The 17,598-nt window shown below is 25.6% G+C and carries 20 protein-coding genes, 1 tRNA gene, 1 rRNA gene and 1 riboswitch; of the genes, 6 read left to right on the top strand and 16 right to left on the bottom strand.

Translation table 11 applies throughout. From position 1 onward, the window contains the following. Positions 1 to 2 precede the first annotated feature (2 nt). From AZI32_RS02470 to AZI32_RS02415, 12 genes are all read right to left on the bottom strand, one after another. Positions 3 to 722, bottom strand: coding sequence for a response regulator transcription factor (locus AZI32_RS02470; RefSeq protein ID WP_061994327.1), 720 nt, complete (start codon positions 720 to 722; stop codon positions 3 to 5). Positions 723 to 932: 210 nt separating this feature from the next. Further along, a complete protein-coding gene (locus tag AZI32_RS02465; RefSeq protein ID WP_010299503.1) occupies positions 933 to 1,139 on the bottom strand; it encodes a zinc ribbon domain-containing protein in 207 nt (68 codons plus the stop codon). A 21-nt stretch (positions 1,140 to 1,160) separates the two neighbouring features. After that, complete coding sequence (locus AZI32_RS02460; protein WP_061994326.1) at positions 1,161 to 1,946, bottom strand: ABC transporter permease; 786 nt, start codon at positions 1,944 to 1,946, stop codon at positions 1,161 to 1,163. A gap of 20 nt (positions 1,947 to 1,966) precedes the next feature. Next, on the bottom strand, positions 1,967 to 2,854 hold the full coding sequence (locus AZI32_RS02455) for an ABC transporter ATP-binding protein (RefSeq protein ID WP_010299508.1): 888 nt from the start codon (positions 2,852 to 2,854) through the stop codon (positions 1,967 to 1,969). Between the two features lie 25 nt (positions 2,855 to 2,879). Next, positions 2,880 to 3,926: a hypothetical protein gene (locus AZI32_RS02450; protein WP_061994325.1), complete on the bottom strand. Its 1,047-nt coding sequence runs from the start codon at positions 3,924 to 3,926 to the stop codon at positions 2,880 to 2,882. Positions 3,927 to 4,215: 289 nt separating this feature from the next. Further along, on the bottom strand, positions 4,216 to 4,854 hold the full coding sequence (locus AZI32_RS02445; protein ID WP_061994324.1) for an ABC-2 transporter permease: 639 nt from the start codon (positions 4,852 to 4,854) through the stop codon (positions 4,216 to 4,218). Between the two features lie 26 nt (positions 4,855 to 4,880). Further along, positions 4,881 to 5,732 carry an ABC transporter ATP-binding protein gene (locus tag AZI32_RS02440; RefSeq protein WP_061994323.1) on the bottom strand — a complete coding sequence of 284 codons (852 nt, stop codon included), beginning with the start codon at positions 5,730 to 5,732 and terminating at the stop codon, positions 4,881 to 4,883. 49 nt (positions 5,733 to 5,781) lie between these two features. Beyond that, a complete protein-coding gene (locus tag AZI32_RS02435; RefSeq protein WP_061994322.1) occupies positions 5,782 to 6,156 on the bottom strand; it encodes a GntR family transcriptional regulator in 375 nt (124 codons plus the stop codon). Positions 6,157 to 6,174: 18 nt separating this feature from the next. Then, positions 6,175 to 6,852, bottom strand: a complete 678-nt coding sequence (locus AZI32_RS02430; RefSeq protein ID WP_061994321.1) for an ABC-2 transporter permease — start codon at positions 6,850 to 6,852, stop codon at positions 6,175 to 6,177. A gap of 12 nt (positions 6,853 to 6,864) precedes the next feature. Further along, positions 6,865 to 7,506 (bottom strand): ABC-2 transporter permease, encoded by a 642-nt coding sequence (locus AZI32_RS02425; RefSeq protein ID WP_061994320.1) that lies wholly within the window; start codon positions 7,504 to 7,506, stop codon positions 6,865 to 6,867. A 36-nt stretch (positions 7,507 to 7,542) separates the two neighbouring features. Then, on the bottom strand, positions 7,543 to 8,412 hold the full coding sequence (locus AZI32_RS02420; RefSeq protein ID WP_061994319.1) for an ABC transporter ATP-binding protein: 870 nt from the start codon (positions 8,410 to 8,412) through the stop codon (positions 7,543 to 7,545). Between the two features lie 14 nt (positions 8,413 to 8,426). After that, entirely contained in the window at positions 8,427 to 8,798 is a 372-nt protein-coding gene (locus tag AZI32_RS02415) for a GntR family transcriptional regulator (protein WP_061994318.1), read from the bottom strand. A 661-nt stretch (positions 8,799 to 9,459) separates the two neighbouring features. Beyond that, positions 9,460 to 9,615, top strand: a riboswitch (cobalamin riboswitch). Between the two features lie 108 nt (positions 9,616 to 9,723). Between AZI32_RS02415 and AZI32_RS02410 the strand changes: the two genes are divergently transcribed. From AZI32_RS02410 to AZI32_RS02395, 4 genes are read left to right on the top strand one after another with little or no spacing between them, the layout of a single operon-like run. Beyond that, complete coding sequence (locus AZI32_RS02410) at positions 9,724 to 10,779, top strand: ABC transporter substrate-binding protein (protein ID WP_010299537.1); 1,056 nt, start codon at positions 9,724 to 9,726, stop codon at positions 10,777 to 10,779. Between the two features lie 7 nt (positions 10,780 to 10,786). Next, entirely contained in the window at positions 10,787 to 11,866 is a 1,080-nt protein-coding gene (locus AZI32_RS02405) for an iron ABC transporter permease (protein ID WP_010299542.1), read from the top strand. 6 nt (positions 11,867 to 11,872) lie between these two features. Continuing rightward, the gene (locus AZI32_RS02400; RefSeq protein WP_010299543.1) at positions 11,873 to 12,637 is read left to right on the top strand and encodes an ABC transporter ATP-binding protein; all 765 of its coding nucleotides are present in this window, start codon (positions 11,873 to 11,875) and stop codon (positions 12,635 to 12,637) included. Between the two features lie 60 nt (positions 12,638 to 12,697). Beyond that, positions 12,698 to 13,024, top strand: a complete 327-nt coding sequence (locus tag AZI32_RS02395) for a CGGC domain-containing protein (RefSeq protein ID WP_061994317.1) — start codon at positions 12,698 to 12,700, stop codon at positions 13,022 to 13,024. A gap of 99 nt (positions 13,025 to 13,123) precedes the next feature. On the opposite strand, the gene AZI32_RS02390 is transcribed toward AZI32_RS02395, so the two are convergent. Continuing rightward, a complete protein-coding gene (locus AZI32_RS02390; protein ID WP_061994316.1) occupies positions 13,124 to 13,957 on the bottom strand; it encodes an aldo/keto reductase in 834 nt (277 codons plus the stop codon). Positions 13,958 to 14,106: 149 nt separating this feature from the next. Here AZI32_RS02390 and AZI32_RS02385 point away from each other — a divergent pair, with 149 nt between their 5' ends. Together AZI32_RS02385 and AZI32_RS02380 are read left to right on the top strand one after the other, a co-directional pair. Continuing rightward, a complete protein-coding gene (locus tag AZI32_RS02385; RefSeq protein WP_061994403.1) occupies positions 14,107 to 14,562 on the top strand; it encodes an Lrp/AsnC family transcriptional regulator in 456 nt (151 codons plus the stop codon). Between the two features lie 44 nt (positions 14,563 to 14,606). Next, entirely contained in the window at positions 14,607 to 15,590 is a 984-nt protein-coding gene (locus AZI32_RS02380; RefSeq protein WP_061994315.1) for a phosphotransferase, read from the top strand. A 540-nt stretch (positions 15,591 to 16,130) separates the two neighbouring features. On the opposite strand, the gene AZI32_RS02375 is transcribed toward AZI32_RS02380, so the two are convergent. The 3 genes from AZI32_RS02375 to rrf all read right to left on the bottom strand — a co-directional run bounded on the left by AZI32_RS02375 (position 16,131) and on the right by rrf (position 17,449). Then, positions 16,131 to 16,868 (bottom strand): NAD-dependent protein deacylase, encoded by a 738-nt coding sequence (locus tag AZI32_RS02375; protein ID WP_061994314.1) that lies wholly within the window; start codon positions 16,866 to 16,868, stop codon positions 16,131 to 16,133. Positions 16,869 to 17,251: 383 nt separating this feature from the next. Then, positions 17,252 to 17,326, bottom strand: a tRNA-Asn gene (locus tag AZI32_RS02370). Between the two features lie 5 nt (positions 17,327 to 17,331). Continuing rightward, positions 17,332 to 17,449: ribosomal RNA gene (gene rrf / locus AZI32_RS02365) — 5S ribosomal RNA — on the bottom strand. Between the last annotated feature and the right edge of the window lie 149 nt (positions 17,450 to 17,598).

Genomic DNA, 17,598 nt, shown 5'->3' with positions numbered 1-17,598 from the left:
AATTACTCATCCTTTACAACAAGTTTATATCCAAGACCTTTAGCAGTTACTAAATACTGAGGCTTAGATGGATTTTCTTCTATTTTTTCTCTAAGTCTTCTCATATGAACCATTATGGTATTATCAAATCCTATGTAATCTTCACCCCATACTCTATCACATATGTTTTCTTTACTTATTATTTGATTTTTATTATTAGCCAAATAAGCTAATAGTTTAAATTCTTTTGCTTTTAATTCTACTATTTCTCCATTTTTTCTTAATTCAAATTTTTCCTCATCTAATACAAATGGACCAAACTTTATTATACTTTCCTCTTTATTAGCATTTTCAACATAAACACTTCTTCTTAAATGGGCTTTTGCTCTATATGCCACCTCTTTAGGACTAAAAGGTTTTGTTATATAATCATCTGCACCTATAGCAAAACCTAATATTCTATCCAATTCTTCATTTTTAGCAGATAAAAATAATATAGGTACCATAGCCTTTTCTCTCATTTTTTTACATACTTCATATCCTTCCATATCTGGAAGCATTATGTCTAATATAACTAAGTCAGGAAGCTCTCTTTTAAAAACTTCTAATGCTTTACTTCCTGTTTCTGCAGTAAAAACATGATTCAATCCTTCTTTTTTCAAAACTGTTGATAAAAGTTTTAATATTTCAACTTCATCATCTACTAAAAGTATTTTTTTATTATTAATTGATATATCCTCCACACTACCTCATCCTTTCTTAATTAAAACCATATATTTATATCTTTTATTATATACATATAATAACTAAATATAAATGTTTTAAAATTAATATAATTCCTATAGATAAATAAATTTAACTTTTATAATTTAGTTTAAAAAAACTGTTTCAATATATTAAATCTTTATATTGAAACAGTTTTATAAAATAATTATATATTATATTGGTTTAAATTATGATGTTAAGAAATCTAGTATATTCCATCCTGCTTTTGTTTTAGATTTATATAATTCTGTATATCCGCATCTAGCACAACTTATTGTAATAAATTTTTTATTTTGAACATCAAATATTTTAGCTAAATTTCCTCCAGTAGCTTGAAATTCATCATTTTCATATTCATTACATCCACATTTAGGACAAATATATTGTTTTTTCATATCTAATCTCCTTTATATATTTTATCTTTTTTCACTAACAAAGTTTTTATAAGTTATTTTAGGAACTATTATTAACACTAATATAAACATTAGTAAATCTATTCCTGCTATGAACATAGGTGTTTTATACCTTATAAAAGTCGATGAATACATAGCCCATAGTGGAGTCAGTCCTGCATATTTTTGAATTTGTGCTGGTAAAAAGTTTGCTGCTATATATGGTATTCCCATGAATAATCCACTTACCATAAAGGGCATTACTGCATTGTTACTTATAGATGATAATAAAAGTGTTATCTGAGTAAAGAATATACACCCCATTACCATTGTTATTCCTAATATTATAATCATTTGAAGAACTGTTATTGTTGAACCACTATTTCCAAAATACCATAATTCTTTTAATTGTAAATTTAAACCTTCAGCACCTGAGTAATGTATAGCAGAAAATACAATAATTAAATATAGTGACAATAATACTATTGATGTAGCTATACTCCCTGCTATACTTTTTGCCATAACAACTTTTTTCTTTCCATTTTTACTTGAGTTTATCAAATCAGTCATATATGAGTTATACTCAACATTATACATAGATGAAGTTATTATAAGTATAAGCATCCCCATTATTGGTGCTATTCCATAAGTTTTATCAAATACGGAAGCATAATTTTCTAATATATAATTAGGATATGAGCTATCAAATCTTACAAGTACTGAACATAATAACGCCCCTAATATCCAAACTAAAAATACTCTTTTTTTAAGTAGTACTTTTCTTAATTCACTTTTTACTAAATTATACATTTCAATCCTCCTTTATAATACTAAACTTCTTTTGCATCTTCAATATCAAAATAGAACATATAAACATCTTCAAATTTTGGCTCTATTTTATGCACTTCTTTATAAACTGGTTCTTTATCTGCTATTACTCTTATTTCAGTTTTATCTATTCCTCTTTGTATATTTACTACTTTATATTTATTTTGAATATCTCTAATTATATCTTCATTGTCTGTATTTATTACATATACTTTATCTTTCATATTTTCTAGAATTTCTTTATGACTGCCCTTTACAAGTAATGTTCCATCTTTAATTATTATTGTTTCTCTTGCTATAGACTCTATATCAGATATTATATGAGTTGATAAAATTATTATTTTATCTCTAGATATTTCACTTAATAAATTTCTAAATCGTGTTCTCTCTTGAGGATCAAGACCTGCTGTAGGTTCATCTAGAACTAATATTTTAGGATTATTTAACAAAGCTTGTCCTATACCAACTCTTCTTTTCATACCACCAGAAAATTTCTTTAATGATTTATTTCTAACGTCATATAACCCAACTAAATGTAATATTTCATCTATTTTTTCTTTAAGACCATCTTTTGAAATACCTTTTAATGCTGCCATATAATTTAAAAATTGTTTTGCTGTAAAATTACCATAACCTTCAAAATGCTGTGGTAAATACCCTAAAACATCTCTATATTTTTCATCTAATGATTTTATATTTTCACCGTTATATAAAATCTCTCCACTATCACTTGTAAGTAATGTTGTTATTTGCTTCATAAGTGTTGTTTTTCCTGCTCCATTAGGTCCTAAAAGACCATAAACACCACTTTCTAATGTAACTGTTAAATCATTAGTTACTCTTTTTTTCCCAAAGCTTTTATTTAAATTTTTTATTTCTAATTTATTCATAGTATAAATACCTCCTAAAATTCTATTATTTACTTTCTATTCTTTTAAAACTATTAAACATATATATAATGCTTGCTATAGTTATCATTACTAATATAGCTAATATGGCTTTAATTAAACTTATATCATATCCAAATACACTTATATCACCTAAGTACATTCCTATTAAATTATTCCCCTGAAATATTAAGTCTGGATAATTACCAAAATTTAATATACTAATTATGTCTGCTCCCCCTATTTCAATTAAAAACTTACTTATAGGTTTTATTAAAAATACTAATATTTTGCCTAAAATTATGTATACACCAAATATAGATATTGATGCCATAGAACTTTCTGTTTTAAATGATATTATAGCCCCTATGATTGATAAACTTAAAAGTAAAACTAATACAAAAACTATTTTTAAAGCTACATATTGTATTATGGTAAAAGAACCCTCTAGCATCATAAAGTTATCAACAATTCTAAAAGCTTGTAAATCTCCGTTAATAGGTCTACCATACTTTAAGAATGTCTCAATGAATGTTATAGTTAAAAACCCTACGTATGCTACTATTGGAACTACAATTGCTAACATCCCTTTAGAACTAAGTGCCTTATATTTATTTTTAGATGTTAGTATTAATGTATCCATTGATGAAACCACTTCATCACTATATATATTGCAAATTAACATTGCAATTATAGACAATAATCCTATTAATGCTAATGGATGAGCTACTTTATGGTTATATACCTTCCAAAAATCCACATCCTTATAGTTCATAACCTTTACTTTATCTAATTTTTCCTGAGCCATATTTCTCATTTTTTTGCTACTACTATCATTTGCAGATTGATTTGCTAACTGTTCAAGTTCATTAATTTTTATTTCAAAATTTTCTGATGCTAAAACACTGCCCTCTCTCATATCTACAAAACCATAATTTTCTTGTTCTAAATAAGATCTCTCACTTTCCAGTTGCGGATTTAAAAACACCATGACAAGTGATAAAACTATAAATATTGCCAATGCAATTATTCCATTCTTATTTTTTATCAATTTATTTAATTCTAATCTAAACAATATTATCTCCTCCTGACAAATATAATTTTAAATATTTAACCTTACACTTAAGTAACCATAAACTTAAATAAACCTTAAATAAAAAAAACAACTAGTAAACCTAGTTGTTTAGAATTAAATTCTATTTTATTAAATATGCATTATATAATTTTTAATAATAGTTTTTGTTAAGCTAGAAACTATCCCACCTATACAAACTAGTACAAGTGCAATAACAAAAACTATAGGTTCTTTTACCATTTCTTACACTTCCAAATCCTTTTTAAATCCTTATTTTTTAATTGTATGTCTAAAAATCTTTCTTTCTATAAAAAAATACTGTTATATACATGATAGCCATAAAAATAACTATGGCTAATATTATAAAGATTAATAGTTGAATATTATTTAGTAATTGTCCACCATTAAACACTTTTAAGTATTGACTAAATTTACTTTCAAACATAATGTTAATTATCACTATAAAGACTATAAAATAAGCTACCATACCAACCTTATTTCCTAATGTATAATATATTAAATAGTAAATACTTATTGATAATAATAATATTATTAACGTTAATATTGCATCTTTTATAAATATATCCATAGGTAATTTAATAATAAATTTATCTAATAATTCATTAATAACAAATCCTAATATTCCTCCTATAATAATTATTATTGCTGACCCTAAAAACTTTGATATTATATATTCATCCCTAGACATACCTATACTTAAAAATAATATATGATTTTTTTGCCTTACTTCATATTGTATGGTGGCAATATTAGCTATTGCCACCATACTAATTAAATAATTATAATAATTTCCTCTATTAGTTAACAACATCAAAATTATAGGCAGTAAAAGAAACATTATATTTAAATAGCCTTTATAATTTAAAATTTGTAATTTAACCTCTTTGCCTATTGATTTAATCATCATATTTTAACCTACCAAATCATTATATTCTATTTTCTTTTTAATATCATTATTAATTCTAACGTTGCATTTTGTATTAAAACACTATCTTTAAATTCTTTTTTTACACCCTCTACATCAGAAGTTAGAGCTTCAAATCCATAAGAACTCTTTCTTATTCCTTCAAAATATTTTTCATTTTCTTTAGTTAGAATACCTATATCTCCCTTTACTATTTTATAAGTATCTAACACTTCTTCTTTACTTTTAGAAAATACAATTTTTCCATTGTTTATATAAGTTATATAATCTGCTATCTTTTCAAGATCTGAAGTTATATGAGTAGATAACAATACACCTACATTTTCATCTTGTATTAATTCCCTTAATATATTTAAAACCTCTGCTCTAACAACTGGATCCAATCCTGCTGTTGGCTCGTCCATTATTATAAATTTTGCATTATGGCTAAGGGCTATTGAAAGTGAACATTTCATTTTCATCCCTTTAGAAAGTTCTTTAAACTTTTGACTTTTATTAAGTCCAAATTTATTTAAATATTTATAAAAGGCTTCAAAACTCCATTCTTTATAAAATGGTGCTACAAGTTTTGCATTATCTTCTATTGATAAATGTTCATAAAAATATCCTTCATCATATACAAATCCTATTTGTTCTTTTATTTCTTTTTCAAATTTTAAATTATCTTTTTCAAAAACTTTTATTTCTCCACTATCTTTTTTTACTAAATTCATTATAAGCTTTATAGTTGTAGTTTTACCTGCACCATTTTGTCCTATAAAACCCATGATATATCCTTTAGGAAGAGTAAATGATATATCTTCCAATTTAAAATTTTTATATGTCTTGGTTAAATTCTTTACTTCTAATATATTTTCCATATAAGCTCTCTCCTTCTAACTATATCTGTAAATAGGTTTTGTAACCTATTTACTTTTCTTCATATAAAACTTCTAGTATTTCTTTCATTTCTTTTAATGAAAGCTGTATCTTTTCACTTTCCTCTATTGCTTTTGTAAAATATTCTTCTATATTTCTTATAATTAGCTCCTTTACAAGCTCCTTATCTTGAGCCGAAACGAAAGACCCCTTTCCAGGTACTGTATAAATATAACCATCTCTTTCAAGTTCTTCATAAGCTCTTTTTGTTGTTATTACACTTATTCTCAAATCCTTAGCTAAAGCTCTTATTGAAGGTAATGGTTCGTTTGCAGATAATTTATTCATAAGTATATCATCTTTTATCTGTTTTTCTATTTGAGAGTATATCGGCTCTCCTGAGGAATTGTTTATTATTATATTCATCTTCCTCCTCCTAACTGTTTATGATAAATCTTTATTACAATATCCCTTTATTGATAAAGTCGTTATTATCCCATAAATCACTAACCCTATTAAAAATATTAATGGTATTATTAAAAATCCATTTTCTATGCTTTTCATAAAGAAACCTACAACTTTTTTTGAAGCCGATGGAAATATCTTTTCTGCTAAAAAAATCACTAACATTGGTAAATATATTATTCCTAATAGTGTAAATCCACTATATTTTACTGCCACATCATAACTAGCTTTATAAAAAATATAATTTGGAACGCATATGATCACTACATAATATAAGAATGAGAATGATTGAGAAAACAACAACATCTTTAAATCTTCACCACTTATTTTTCCCAAAACAAAAATTATAGACAATAGAAATATTGATGTTATAAAATACACTAATAAGTAAAAAGTATATTTGCTTACTACTACATCTTTTCTATCAACAGGAAAACTATTTATTAACATATCATAATATTTACGTGTCTCTTCTGTTGCTGTAAATTTATTTAATATTATTGGTATAAATAAAGTTGCAAATATATATATTGGAAAATAAACTGGTGCTTTAGCACCAATTATCGTTAAAACTACCATAACGCATCCTACAAGTAAATTCATTATAATTAATGGATTTTTGCTAGTTATCATATCTTTTTTAAGTAATGCATTCATATATTATACCTCCTATAAATCTCTTTTTTCATATATTACAACAGATAAAGTAGCTAATATTCCAGTTATAGCTAATACCCCCATAATAAGTATTATATTAAATTGAATACTAGTATTAGAAATAAATTTTGTTATATTGCCTTGATTAAATTTAAAAATATTATTTATAAACATAAATCCTATCATAAAAACTACAAGTGTTACATAGTAACTTATCTTAGCTGCTTTAATTCCTAATGAGAAATATGAAAAATAATACATTGATAAAATTACTAATGAATAAAGCAATATTGATTTTAATGAATGTATATTTACGCCTGCAAACTTTGTAGGAATTGCTATTAATAAAATCTCATTTAATATTATTGACACTATACATCCTATCATTGCCACTACTATTGAAGCTATAAATTTACCTAAAACATAATCTTTTCTTGTACAAGGATAACTAAGTGTAGACTTATAAACACCATCTCTATTTTCAAGTTCTGTATAACTAAGTCCTCCTATTACAAAAACCATAATAAGATAATTTATAAAATCTTGTCCTTGTGTCATAGCTATTACTGTCATACTTATCAATAACACTATAAATTGTGAACCTTTTAATGATAAAAGCTGTATTTTTAGATCTCTTTTTATTACATTTAACATCTTAATCCGCTCCCCATTACATCTTTAAATTCGTTATTATATATTTTCAACTGCTTCTCTGCTTTTAAATACCATAATGTCTTCTAATGTTGGTTTTTCCAAAATCACACTATCTTTAAATATAGCCTTTATTTTTGATACATTATTAGTTAAAGCCTCAAATCCAAAACTCGTTATATTTATTGATATAAATGCTTTTCTATTTTCATCATTTAATAAACTTTTATCACCTTTTACAATTCGATATTCTTCCAATACATCAATTGTAGGTTTAGAAAATTCTATTTTTCCTTTATTAATATAAGTTATATAATCAGATATTCTTTCAAGGTCTGATGTTATATGTGTTGATATTAAAATAGCTATATCTTCATTTTGAATTACCTTTTGAAATATATCTAAAAGTTCTTCTCTAACAATTGGATCAAGACCTGCAGTTGGTTCATCCATTATTAAAAACTCAGCATTGTGACTAAGTGCTATAGCAATTGCAAATTTCATTTTCATACCCTTTGAAAGTTCTTTTACTTTTTGATCTTCATTTAATCCAAATATCTTTAAATATTTGCTAAAAGTTTCAAAACTCCACTGCTTATAAAAGTTAGAAATTATTTTAGCATTTTTCTTTATAGATAATTTTTCATAATAAAAACAATCATCATATACAAAACCAATTTTTTCTTTTATTTCTTTAGAATACTTAACATTATCTTTTCCAAATATCTTAATTTCTCCACTATCTCTTTTTAATAAATTCATTATTAATTTTATTGTTGTAGTTTTACCTGCTCCATTTTCACCTATAAATCCCATTATATATCCTTTTTCTAAATTAAAAGATACATCATCTAATTTAAAATCTTTATAGGTTTTTGTTATATTTTTTATCTCCAAAACATTTTTCATACTCCTCAACTCCTTTAATACTTATATATAATTTCTAATTTTTCTTTCATATTATCTAAGGATAAATTTATTTTTTTCCCTTCATTTATGCCTTTTAAAAGATATTTTTTAACATTATCCATTATAGTATATTTTATAAATTCTTTATCCTTATCTGAGATAAAAGTTCCCTTTCCTGGAACTGTATAAACAAATCCTTGCTTTTCTAATTCTTCATAAGCTCTTTTAGTCGTTATTACACTTATTTTTAATTCCTGAGACAAAGCCTTTATAGATGGTAATATATCATCTAATATAAGTTTATCTTCAAATATCGATTTTTTAATTTGTTCTTCTATTTGTGAGTATATTGGCTTTCCAGAAGAATTATCAATTACAATATTCATAATACCCCTCTTCTTCAACATTATTTATATAGTGAGTATACTCACTATATACAGTTGTAATAAAAAAAATTATTTTTCTATCTTTTCTCGTTTTTTAAAGAAAATTAAATGCTCCAAAACTATAGCTATACAAAACATTATAATTATAAACATAATTTTCATAAATCCTATTTCCTTTATAAATTTTATTTTTAATTTGTATATATCCTATATACACAGTATATACTCTATATACACACCTTGTCAATAAAAATTTAAATTAATTTTTTGTAATTATAATTATCTTCTATAAAAATATTTAAATTTATACATCAAATTTTTGTTATCAGTTAAGAAAAAATATAAATAAAACCTAAAGCAATCAAAGCTGATTCTAAAAAAGTACGTTTAGTATTATTAGGAACATAGTTAGTAATAATCACCACAACTATTTAACTGTTCACTATTAACTTTTAACTGAAATAATCTGTTAGTTATTGATAAAATATTAATTTGAGTTTTCTCACTTGATAACTGAATAAGTTTAAAAATTAACTTGGAACACTATATATTTGAACAATTAGTTATAAAAATTAATCATTTCAAAATTATTTGACATATTTTTTAATTTATGATAAGCTTTTCAATGATAATTCAATAAAATTTTAAGTTAAATTCAATTTAACTTACTTTTAGAATAGGTTATAAAAGTAATTTTACTTTTATATAAAAGGGGAAGTTGGGTGTAAATCCCGCGCGGTCCCGCCACTGTAAAAGATTATTTTTTCTATATCAATAATCTTTAGCCAGAATACCTGCCTATTTTTTCACTACAATAGCCTACGAGAGATGGGGATAGTGTTTATATAAGTTTGTACTTATACCTATTTAGCCACTTAAGGTTAAATAGGTTTTTTTATTTATAAAAATTAAAGGAGTTTTATTTATGAGATCAAAAAATATAAAAAAAACAATTATGAAAACTTTATGCACTACACTTTGCATTGCTATGACAGTTTCATTTATGGGTTGTTCTAGTAATAATAAGTCTACTAATACAAATAGTGTATCTACTGAAAACAGTTCTACCAAGGAAAATAAAAATTCAAGCTATCCTGTAACTATAAAAAATTATAATGTGAATAACGAAGAAATTGAAATTACTTTTGATAAGGCACCAGAAAGAGTTTTAACAACTAACCAAACTACAACTGAATTGATGCTAGACTTAGGATTAGAAGATAAGCTAATTGGTACATGCTATTTGGACAACCCTATATCAGAAAAAGTTAAAGACAAATATGCAAAAATTCCAGTTGTATCTGAAAAATATCCTACTAAAGAGCAAGTTTTATCTTTAAATCCAGATTTTATATTTGGATGGAAAAGTGTCTTTGCCGATAAAACACTTGGTGATGTAAGCGAATGGATAGGCAGAGGTACTAATACATTTGCTCAGCGTAATACCGTTAAATCCGTTGGAAATTATACTGTTGAAAATTTATTTAAAGATATTGATGACTTAGGAACTATATTTAATATAAAGGATAAAACAGATAAATATATACAAGACAATAAAGATAGATTAACTAAAATAGAAGAAAAAACAAATTCTATTGACAAGAAAAAAACAACATTAATTTTAGAATCAGAAGAAAAAGGTGATTTTAGATTATATGGCAAGAATGATCTTGTAAGTGATATGGCTTTAAAAGCTGGATTAGAAAATTTAGGTGAAGAATCTGGAACTGTAAGTTTAGAAAATATAGTTAGTTTAAATCCTGACACTATTCTTCTTATCCATGATGGCGACGGAAAAGATATTCACGATCCTGAAATTGCTAAAATTTTCACTTCTAATGAGGCCTTGAAAAATGTAACTGCCGTTAAAAATAATGCAATAGTTGTTACTGGGCTTGCTGAAACTTGGGCCGGTGGAATTCGTGTAGTAGATGCTATTGAACGCTACTCTAAAGAATTATATCCTGAATTATATAAATAGGTGATTTATGAAAAATAAAAACTTTTCAAATATACTAAGTAAATATAATTATTTAATAGTTATTGCTTTAATGTTGCTTTTATTAGTATCTATAGTTTTAGCAGTGTCTATAGGTTCTGTAAAACTTCCTGCCACTGATGTTTATAGTATAATTTTAAATAAACTTTTTGGTACAAGTTTAAAAGGAAAGTCAATTCCACAGGCATCTATTGATATAGTTTGGCAAATACGATTGCCACGAGTTTTTCTTGGTGTAATAACTGGGTTAGGATTATCTCTTGGTGGAACGGTTATGCAAGCTACAGTGCAAAATCCATTAGCTGATCCTTATCTTTTAGGGATTTCCTCCGGAGCCACACTAGGTGCTACTTTTTCAATATTAATTGGTGCCTCCACATTATTTACTGGAGTTTTACAAAATACAGGTGTAACCTTTTGGGCTTTTATAGGAGCTTTACTCGCCTCAATAGTAGTCTTTAAACTTTCTAATTTAGGTGGAAGAGCTACATCTGTAAAATTAGTTCTTTCTGGTATGGTAGTTAACTTAATATGTTCTGCCTTATCAAGTTTTATGATTTATCTTACAAACGATAACAGTGCCCTTCACTCACTTTCATATTGGAGTATGGGTTCTTTAACTGGTGCTAAATGGACAAACTTATTGATACCTACAATCGTAGTTGTATTTTTTATTATAATCTTTATTATACAATCTAGGGTTATGGATGTAATGCTTTTAGGTGATGAAACTGCTATAACTTTAGGTATAGATTTAAATAAATATAGAAAGTTTTATTTAATTAGCGTTTCAATTTTATCAGGGGTTCTTGTTTCATGTTGTGGAATGATAGGTTTTGTAGGATTAGTTATTCCTCATATTACCCGTAGTTTAGTTGGTTCAGACCATAAGAAACTTTTACCAACTACTGTACTTCTAGGTGCTATATTCTTAGTTTGGGCAGATGTGCTATCCCGTATAATACTGAAAAATATGGAAATGCCTATTGGCATAATTACTTCACTTTTAGGTGCACCATTTTTTATTTATATTATGATAACACGTGCTTACGGATTTGGAGAAAGGTAGCTTATTATGAATTTAGATATTAAAGATTTAAATGTTGCTTTTGGTAATAAAACTATTGTAAATAATGTCTCTTTAACTGTAAAAAATGGTGAGTTTGTTGGATTAATAGGTCCAAATGGAAGTGGTAAATCTACCCTTTTAAAGTCTATTTACAGAGTATATTCTCCTAAATCTGGAGTTATGCTTTTGAATGGAAAAAACCTCTTAAATATACCAATTAGAGACGTTGCTAAAAATTTAGGAGTTGTTAGTCAATTCAACAATCTTGCTTTTGATATGACTGTAGAACAAATGGTTTTACTAGGTAGAAGCCCTCATAAAGGTCTTCTTGAAATTGATAACGATAAGGATATTGACATAACTCATGAAATGCTTAAAAAAGTTGATATGTTTGACTATAGATATAGAAGTTTTTTAACTTTATCTGGTGGTGAAAAACAACGTGTTCTACTTGCAAGGGCACTAGCTCAACAAGTGAAATTACTTATTCTTGATGAGCCCACTAATCACCTTGATATAAAGTATCAACTTCAAATATTAAAGTTAACAAAATCTTTAGGTATTACTGTAATTGCTGCATTGCACGATTTAAATTTAGCTGCTTCTTATTGTGATAAATTATATGTTATGCATAATGGTAATATTGCTGCAACTGGAGCACCTAATGAAATATTAACAAAAGAGCTTATTAAAGATGTTTATGAAGTAGACTGTACTATTCACAAATATCCAAATAAAAATTCAATTTATATAACTTTTGAAGACTTTTAATGAATATGAAAAAATAAGAGACTACACATTTATTTGATTATACCTAAAGGAGGTGTTTTTATGTCAATAGCAATTATGTCTTGTAGAAAACTAATTGGTAAATGCGCTGGAACTGGATGCCTTAATGCTTTTAATAACGATTTAGATGCTTTTACTATTTATAAAAATAAAAAGGAGACTTTGGCTAGTTTTTTCTATTGTAGTGGCTGTTCAAGTACATTAGGAAACGATGAAGATTGGCAACATAAAATAAATCAATTAAAAAATAAAAATGTTGATACTATTCATATTGCTCTTTGCATAGATGTCGAATGTGATAACTACTCTAAACATGAAAAAATATTAAAAGCTAATGGCTTTAAAGTAATACATGGAACCCATAAGTAAATACATATATTATAAACATTATAAAAAGTAGGTATCATATATATACCTACTTTTTAACTTCTTTATTTAATATCTTAAATATTTCTAAAACTTCTTATTTTATATTCCATATTTATAAACTTTATCAGGATCTGAGCCTATCCTTATCCCTTTATCTAATTGTTGAATTTTGAATAAATCCTCTTCATTTATCTCAAAATCAAATATCTGTGAGTTTTCTTTTATTCTTGTTATATTTGTTGATTTAGGAATAGTTACAACACCCATTTGCAAATCCCATCTTAGTACAATTTGAGCTATCGTTTTTCCGTATTTTTTTGCAAGATCCTTTAAGAGTTTATTGTCAAAGATTTTACCTCTCATTAAAGGTGACCATGCTTCTAATTGTATATTATTCTTTTTACAAAACTGTCTTAACTCATTTTGAATTAGTAACGGGTGAAACTCTACTTGATTTATCATTGGCATAATTTCAGCATCTGCCATTAAATTTTTTAAATGTTTAACAGTAAAATTACTAATACCTATTGCTTTTATATATCCTTCTTTATAAAGCTTTTCTAGAGCTCTCCATGATTCATTGTGTAATAGGTTAGGCCAATGAATTAAATATAAATCAAGATAATCTGTTCCAAGTTTTTTTATAGAAGTTTCAAAAGCTTTTAAAGTTTTCTCATAACCTTGGTCTGAATTCCAAACCTTACTAACTAAAAATATTTCTTCTCTAGACAATCCACTCTCTTTTATTGCAATGCCAACACCTTCCTCATTATCATAGTAAGAAGCAGTATCTATATTACGATATCCAATTCTAAGCGCTTCTTTTACTGATTCAATAACTGTATGTCCATCTTCAACCTTATAAGTACCAAATCCAAGCCAAGGCATTTTTACTCCATTATTTAAAGTTGTGTAACTTTTTATATCTTTCATTTTAATTATCCTTTCTAAATATGTGTTAAATAAGTTTTTTAATATCATTTATATTATAATGAATATATGGTAAAATTTCCTTATCATTTGATATTATTTTAAAGTAAATATATTTTAAATAAAACAAAAGAAAGGCAATTTCTATGCATATGAAAATTGATGATACAGATATTAAAATATTAAAAGAACTTCAACAAGATAGTCGTTTATCTATTAGAGAATTATCTAAAAGAGTAAACCTATCTCCTCCTTCTGTAGCAGAAAGGATAAGAAAATTAGAAGATAGCGGAATAATTGAAGGTTATACTATAAAAATAAATGAAACAGCTTTAGGATTAAATCTTCAATGTATTATCCAAATTGATCTTAAAAATAGTGAATTTGAAAAATTCAAAGATTTTATTTATAATCACCCTCGTGTAAATTTTTGTTATAGAATAGCTGGTCATTCCTGTATTCTTGTAAAATTAAGTGCTAAATCTATTTTAGAAATTGAAGAATTTGTTGACTCTGTTGCATCTTTAAATGCTACTACCTCTACCTATATTATATTTTCACAGATTCCTACCAATAAAAGCATTGAAAAATTTTTTCAATCTACTTAATATTTTTATTATAAATTATTATATTTATTAGGGAGGAAAATTTGATGGAATCGAACATAAATTCTATAGAAAATAATGATTATTATAAAAAATTATTAACGATTTTTATTAGATTAAAACCTAAATATAAAAAAGACCTTAATAAAATTATTATAACTTCCTTTCAAGATGTTATAAGTGAGTCCGATGAAAAAAGAATATATACTGTTTATAAAATAAATATAAACTCTGAAAATTTTGTTTTGAAAAAATCAGAAGAGAGCGAAATCTTTATATATAAAACATTTCTAGAGAGTAAAAATTTACCTACCCCCAAAATGTTTGGTTATACTTTTGAATATGATGAATATTGGATTTTAATTGAGTATATAGAGGGAACTGATTTGAAAAAGTTTAATGAACAAATAGCTTTAAATAGCTCTATTAGTTTGTCTAAGATTTTTAATAAGTATTGGGTAGAAAATGATTTTGATAAACATAAACTAGATAATAGATTTGAAAAATATTATGCTCGAATAATTAAAAGATCAAAATGCTTAACTCATCATGCTAATTTATCAAAAGCTTATAAATGTTTTTTAGAAAGGCAACTAACTTGTCCTCGTACACTTTGCAATGGAGATTTAATGCAAATAAATGCAATAAATAGTTCAAATGATGTTTTAATAATTGATTGGGGCTTTGGCGGAATTATGCCCTATTCATTAGATATTGCTAGATTGATATCTCATGGAGCAGAAAGAGATGACCCCTTTTATATGACAAATGATTTAAGAAATTTATTTGCAAAAAAACTATACAAACTGCTAAATACAGAAACTTTAACTTATAGTCAATATATTTTTGACATAAAACTTTCAATGCTAAATGAGTTCATTGAATTTCTGGAATATAATTTTAATAATCCAAATGAAGAAAAAGATCATTATTACAACTACTATTTAAAAAGAGCCAATAAATTAGCTGATGAACTACTTGATTATGTTAATCAGAAAGATAACTGTGTAATTTCTGATATAATAATATAAAAATATATAAACTATTACTATTATGTAAATAATAACTATATATAGCGTTCCAAGTTGACTTTTAAAATTATCCATTCCAAAACTTGGATACCTAAAATAGTGAGACATGCTCCGAATCACTTAAAATTCAACACTGTATCTTGTGTAAAAATATTTTAAAGTTATTGAATAAATTTTAATTGGAGCTTGTTTCCCTATAGAAGTAGTATTCTATATTTATTGAACCTAATATTTTTATGTAAATCAAAGTTTTATTAATATGTACTATTATAACCATATTGTTTTTATTTTTTTATAATAAATTAAATTATATTTTGAACAGAATATTTTAATTCTGTCTTACATGAAAATGTATGTGAAATGATAGGAATCTGTGAACAATCAAAAGAAAATAAGTACAATAACTACAAATAGTTTTTATATTTTATAAACTTAAATACATACTAAATATTTATAAAATACTTAGTATGTATTTAAGTTTAATTTTAATTATTACATATGAAAACAAGCTGAAACTTAAATCCATTTATCAAATTTCTATTACAATTCTTTTAAAGCTTCACTTAATACTTTTCCAATAGAATCCTTTATAACTAAATTAGCTTTATTATCATATGGTGTGGCTTCTTTATTTATAAGAATTAAATTTTTTCCTCTAAAATATTCCAATAATCCTGCTGCTGGATACACAACTAGAGAAGTTCCACCTACAATAAATGTATCTGCTTGTGATACTGATAAAATCGACTTTCTTAAAATATCACTATCTAAACTTTCTTCATATAGAACTACATCTGGCTTAACAGTATCACCACAAACTTCACATACTGGTATGTTATTATTACTTTTTAATATATAATCCAAGTTGTAAAATTTATTACATCCCATACAGTAATTTCTATGAACCGAACCATGTAGTTCTAAAACATTTTTAGATCCAGCTAGTTGGTGTAACCCATCAATATTTTGAGTTATAATAGCATTTAGCTTTCCTACTTCTTCTAGTTTAGCTAATGCTTTGTGTGCTAAATTAGGTTTAGCATCTTTAAAAATCATTTTATCCTTATAAAATCTAAAAAATTCATCAGTATTACTCTTAAAAAAGCTATGACTAAGCATTACTTCTGGTGGGTAATTATATTTATTTTTAGAGTTATATATTCCTTGATTAGATCTAAAATCTGGAATATTACTTTCCGTTGAAACTCCTGCTCCTCCTAAAAATACAATGTTAGTACTATTTTTTATAATATCTTTTAATAATTCTATTTTATCCATAAAACCCTCACTCAAATTTTTTATATATCAAATTAGAATTTAATATATAAATATTATATATAACCAAATAAAATTATGCATCAATTTCTATTAATATTTTTAAATTTTATTTAATATAAATTACATCCAAAGGTCTTTTATGCATTCCAAATTTCTAAATTAATATATTCTATTTAACATGAATATAAAATTTTCACTTGAATTAAAATTTCAATTTAAAATCTACATATACTTATTATTTATTTTATTACTCATCTTATTCATTAATCTAAAAAACTTTCTATGGTTTATAATTCATAAATTTCAAAAATCAAATAGTAGTTATTTGAAATTTTTTTAAACATAAAAAAAGAAGTAGATATTCTACTTCTATGTTTCCAAAATGGCTCCGCGAAAAGGATTCGAACCTTCAACCTATCGGTTAACAGCCGAGTGCTCCACCGTTGAGCTATCGCGGAATATTACCTGGCAACAACCTACCCTCCCACACAGTCACCCGTGCAGTACTCTCGGCGTCTAGAGGCTTAACTTGCCTGTTCGGAATGGAAAGGAGTGTTACCCTCTAAACCATCATCACCAGATTTTAATTTAATATAAGCGGCATATTTCGTCGTTAACTTCAGTCGTTGTGATACTCACTTATGTACTCATAAGCTCTGTTTCTCACTTCTTTGTTGCCTAGAACTACTTGCTTTTATTAACTTAAATATTAATATTTTTATATTAAATT

It is taken from the genome of Clostridium sp. ATCC 25772 (assembly GCF_001573875.1).
Lineage (GTDB): Bacteria > Bacillota > Clostridia > Clostridiales > Clostridiaceae > Clostridium_J > Clostridium_J senegalense.
Note: the sequence above shows the minus strand (reverse complement) of the source record. Positions and strands in the feature narration are given on the sequence as shown.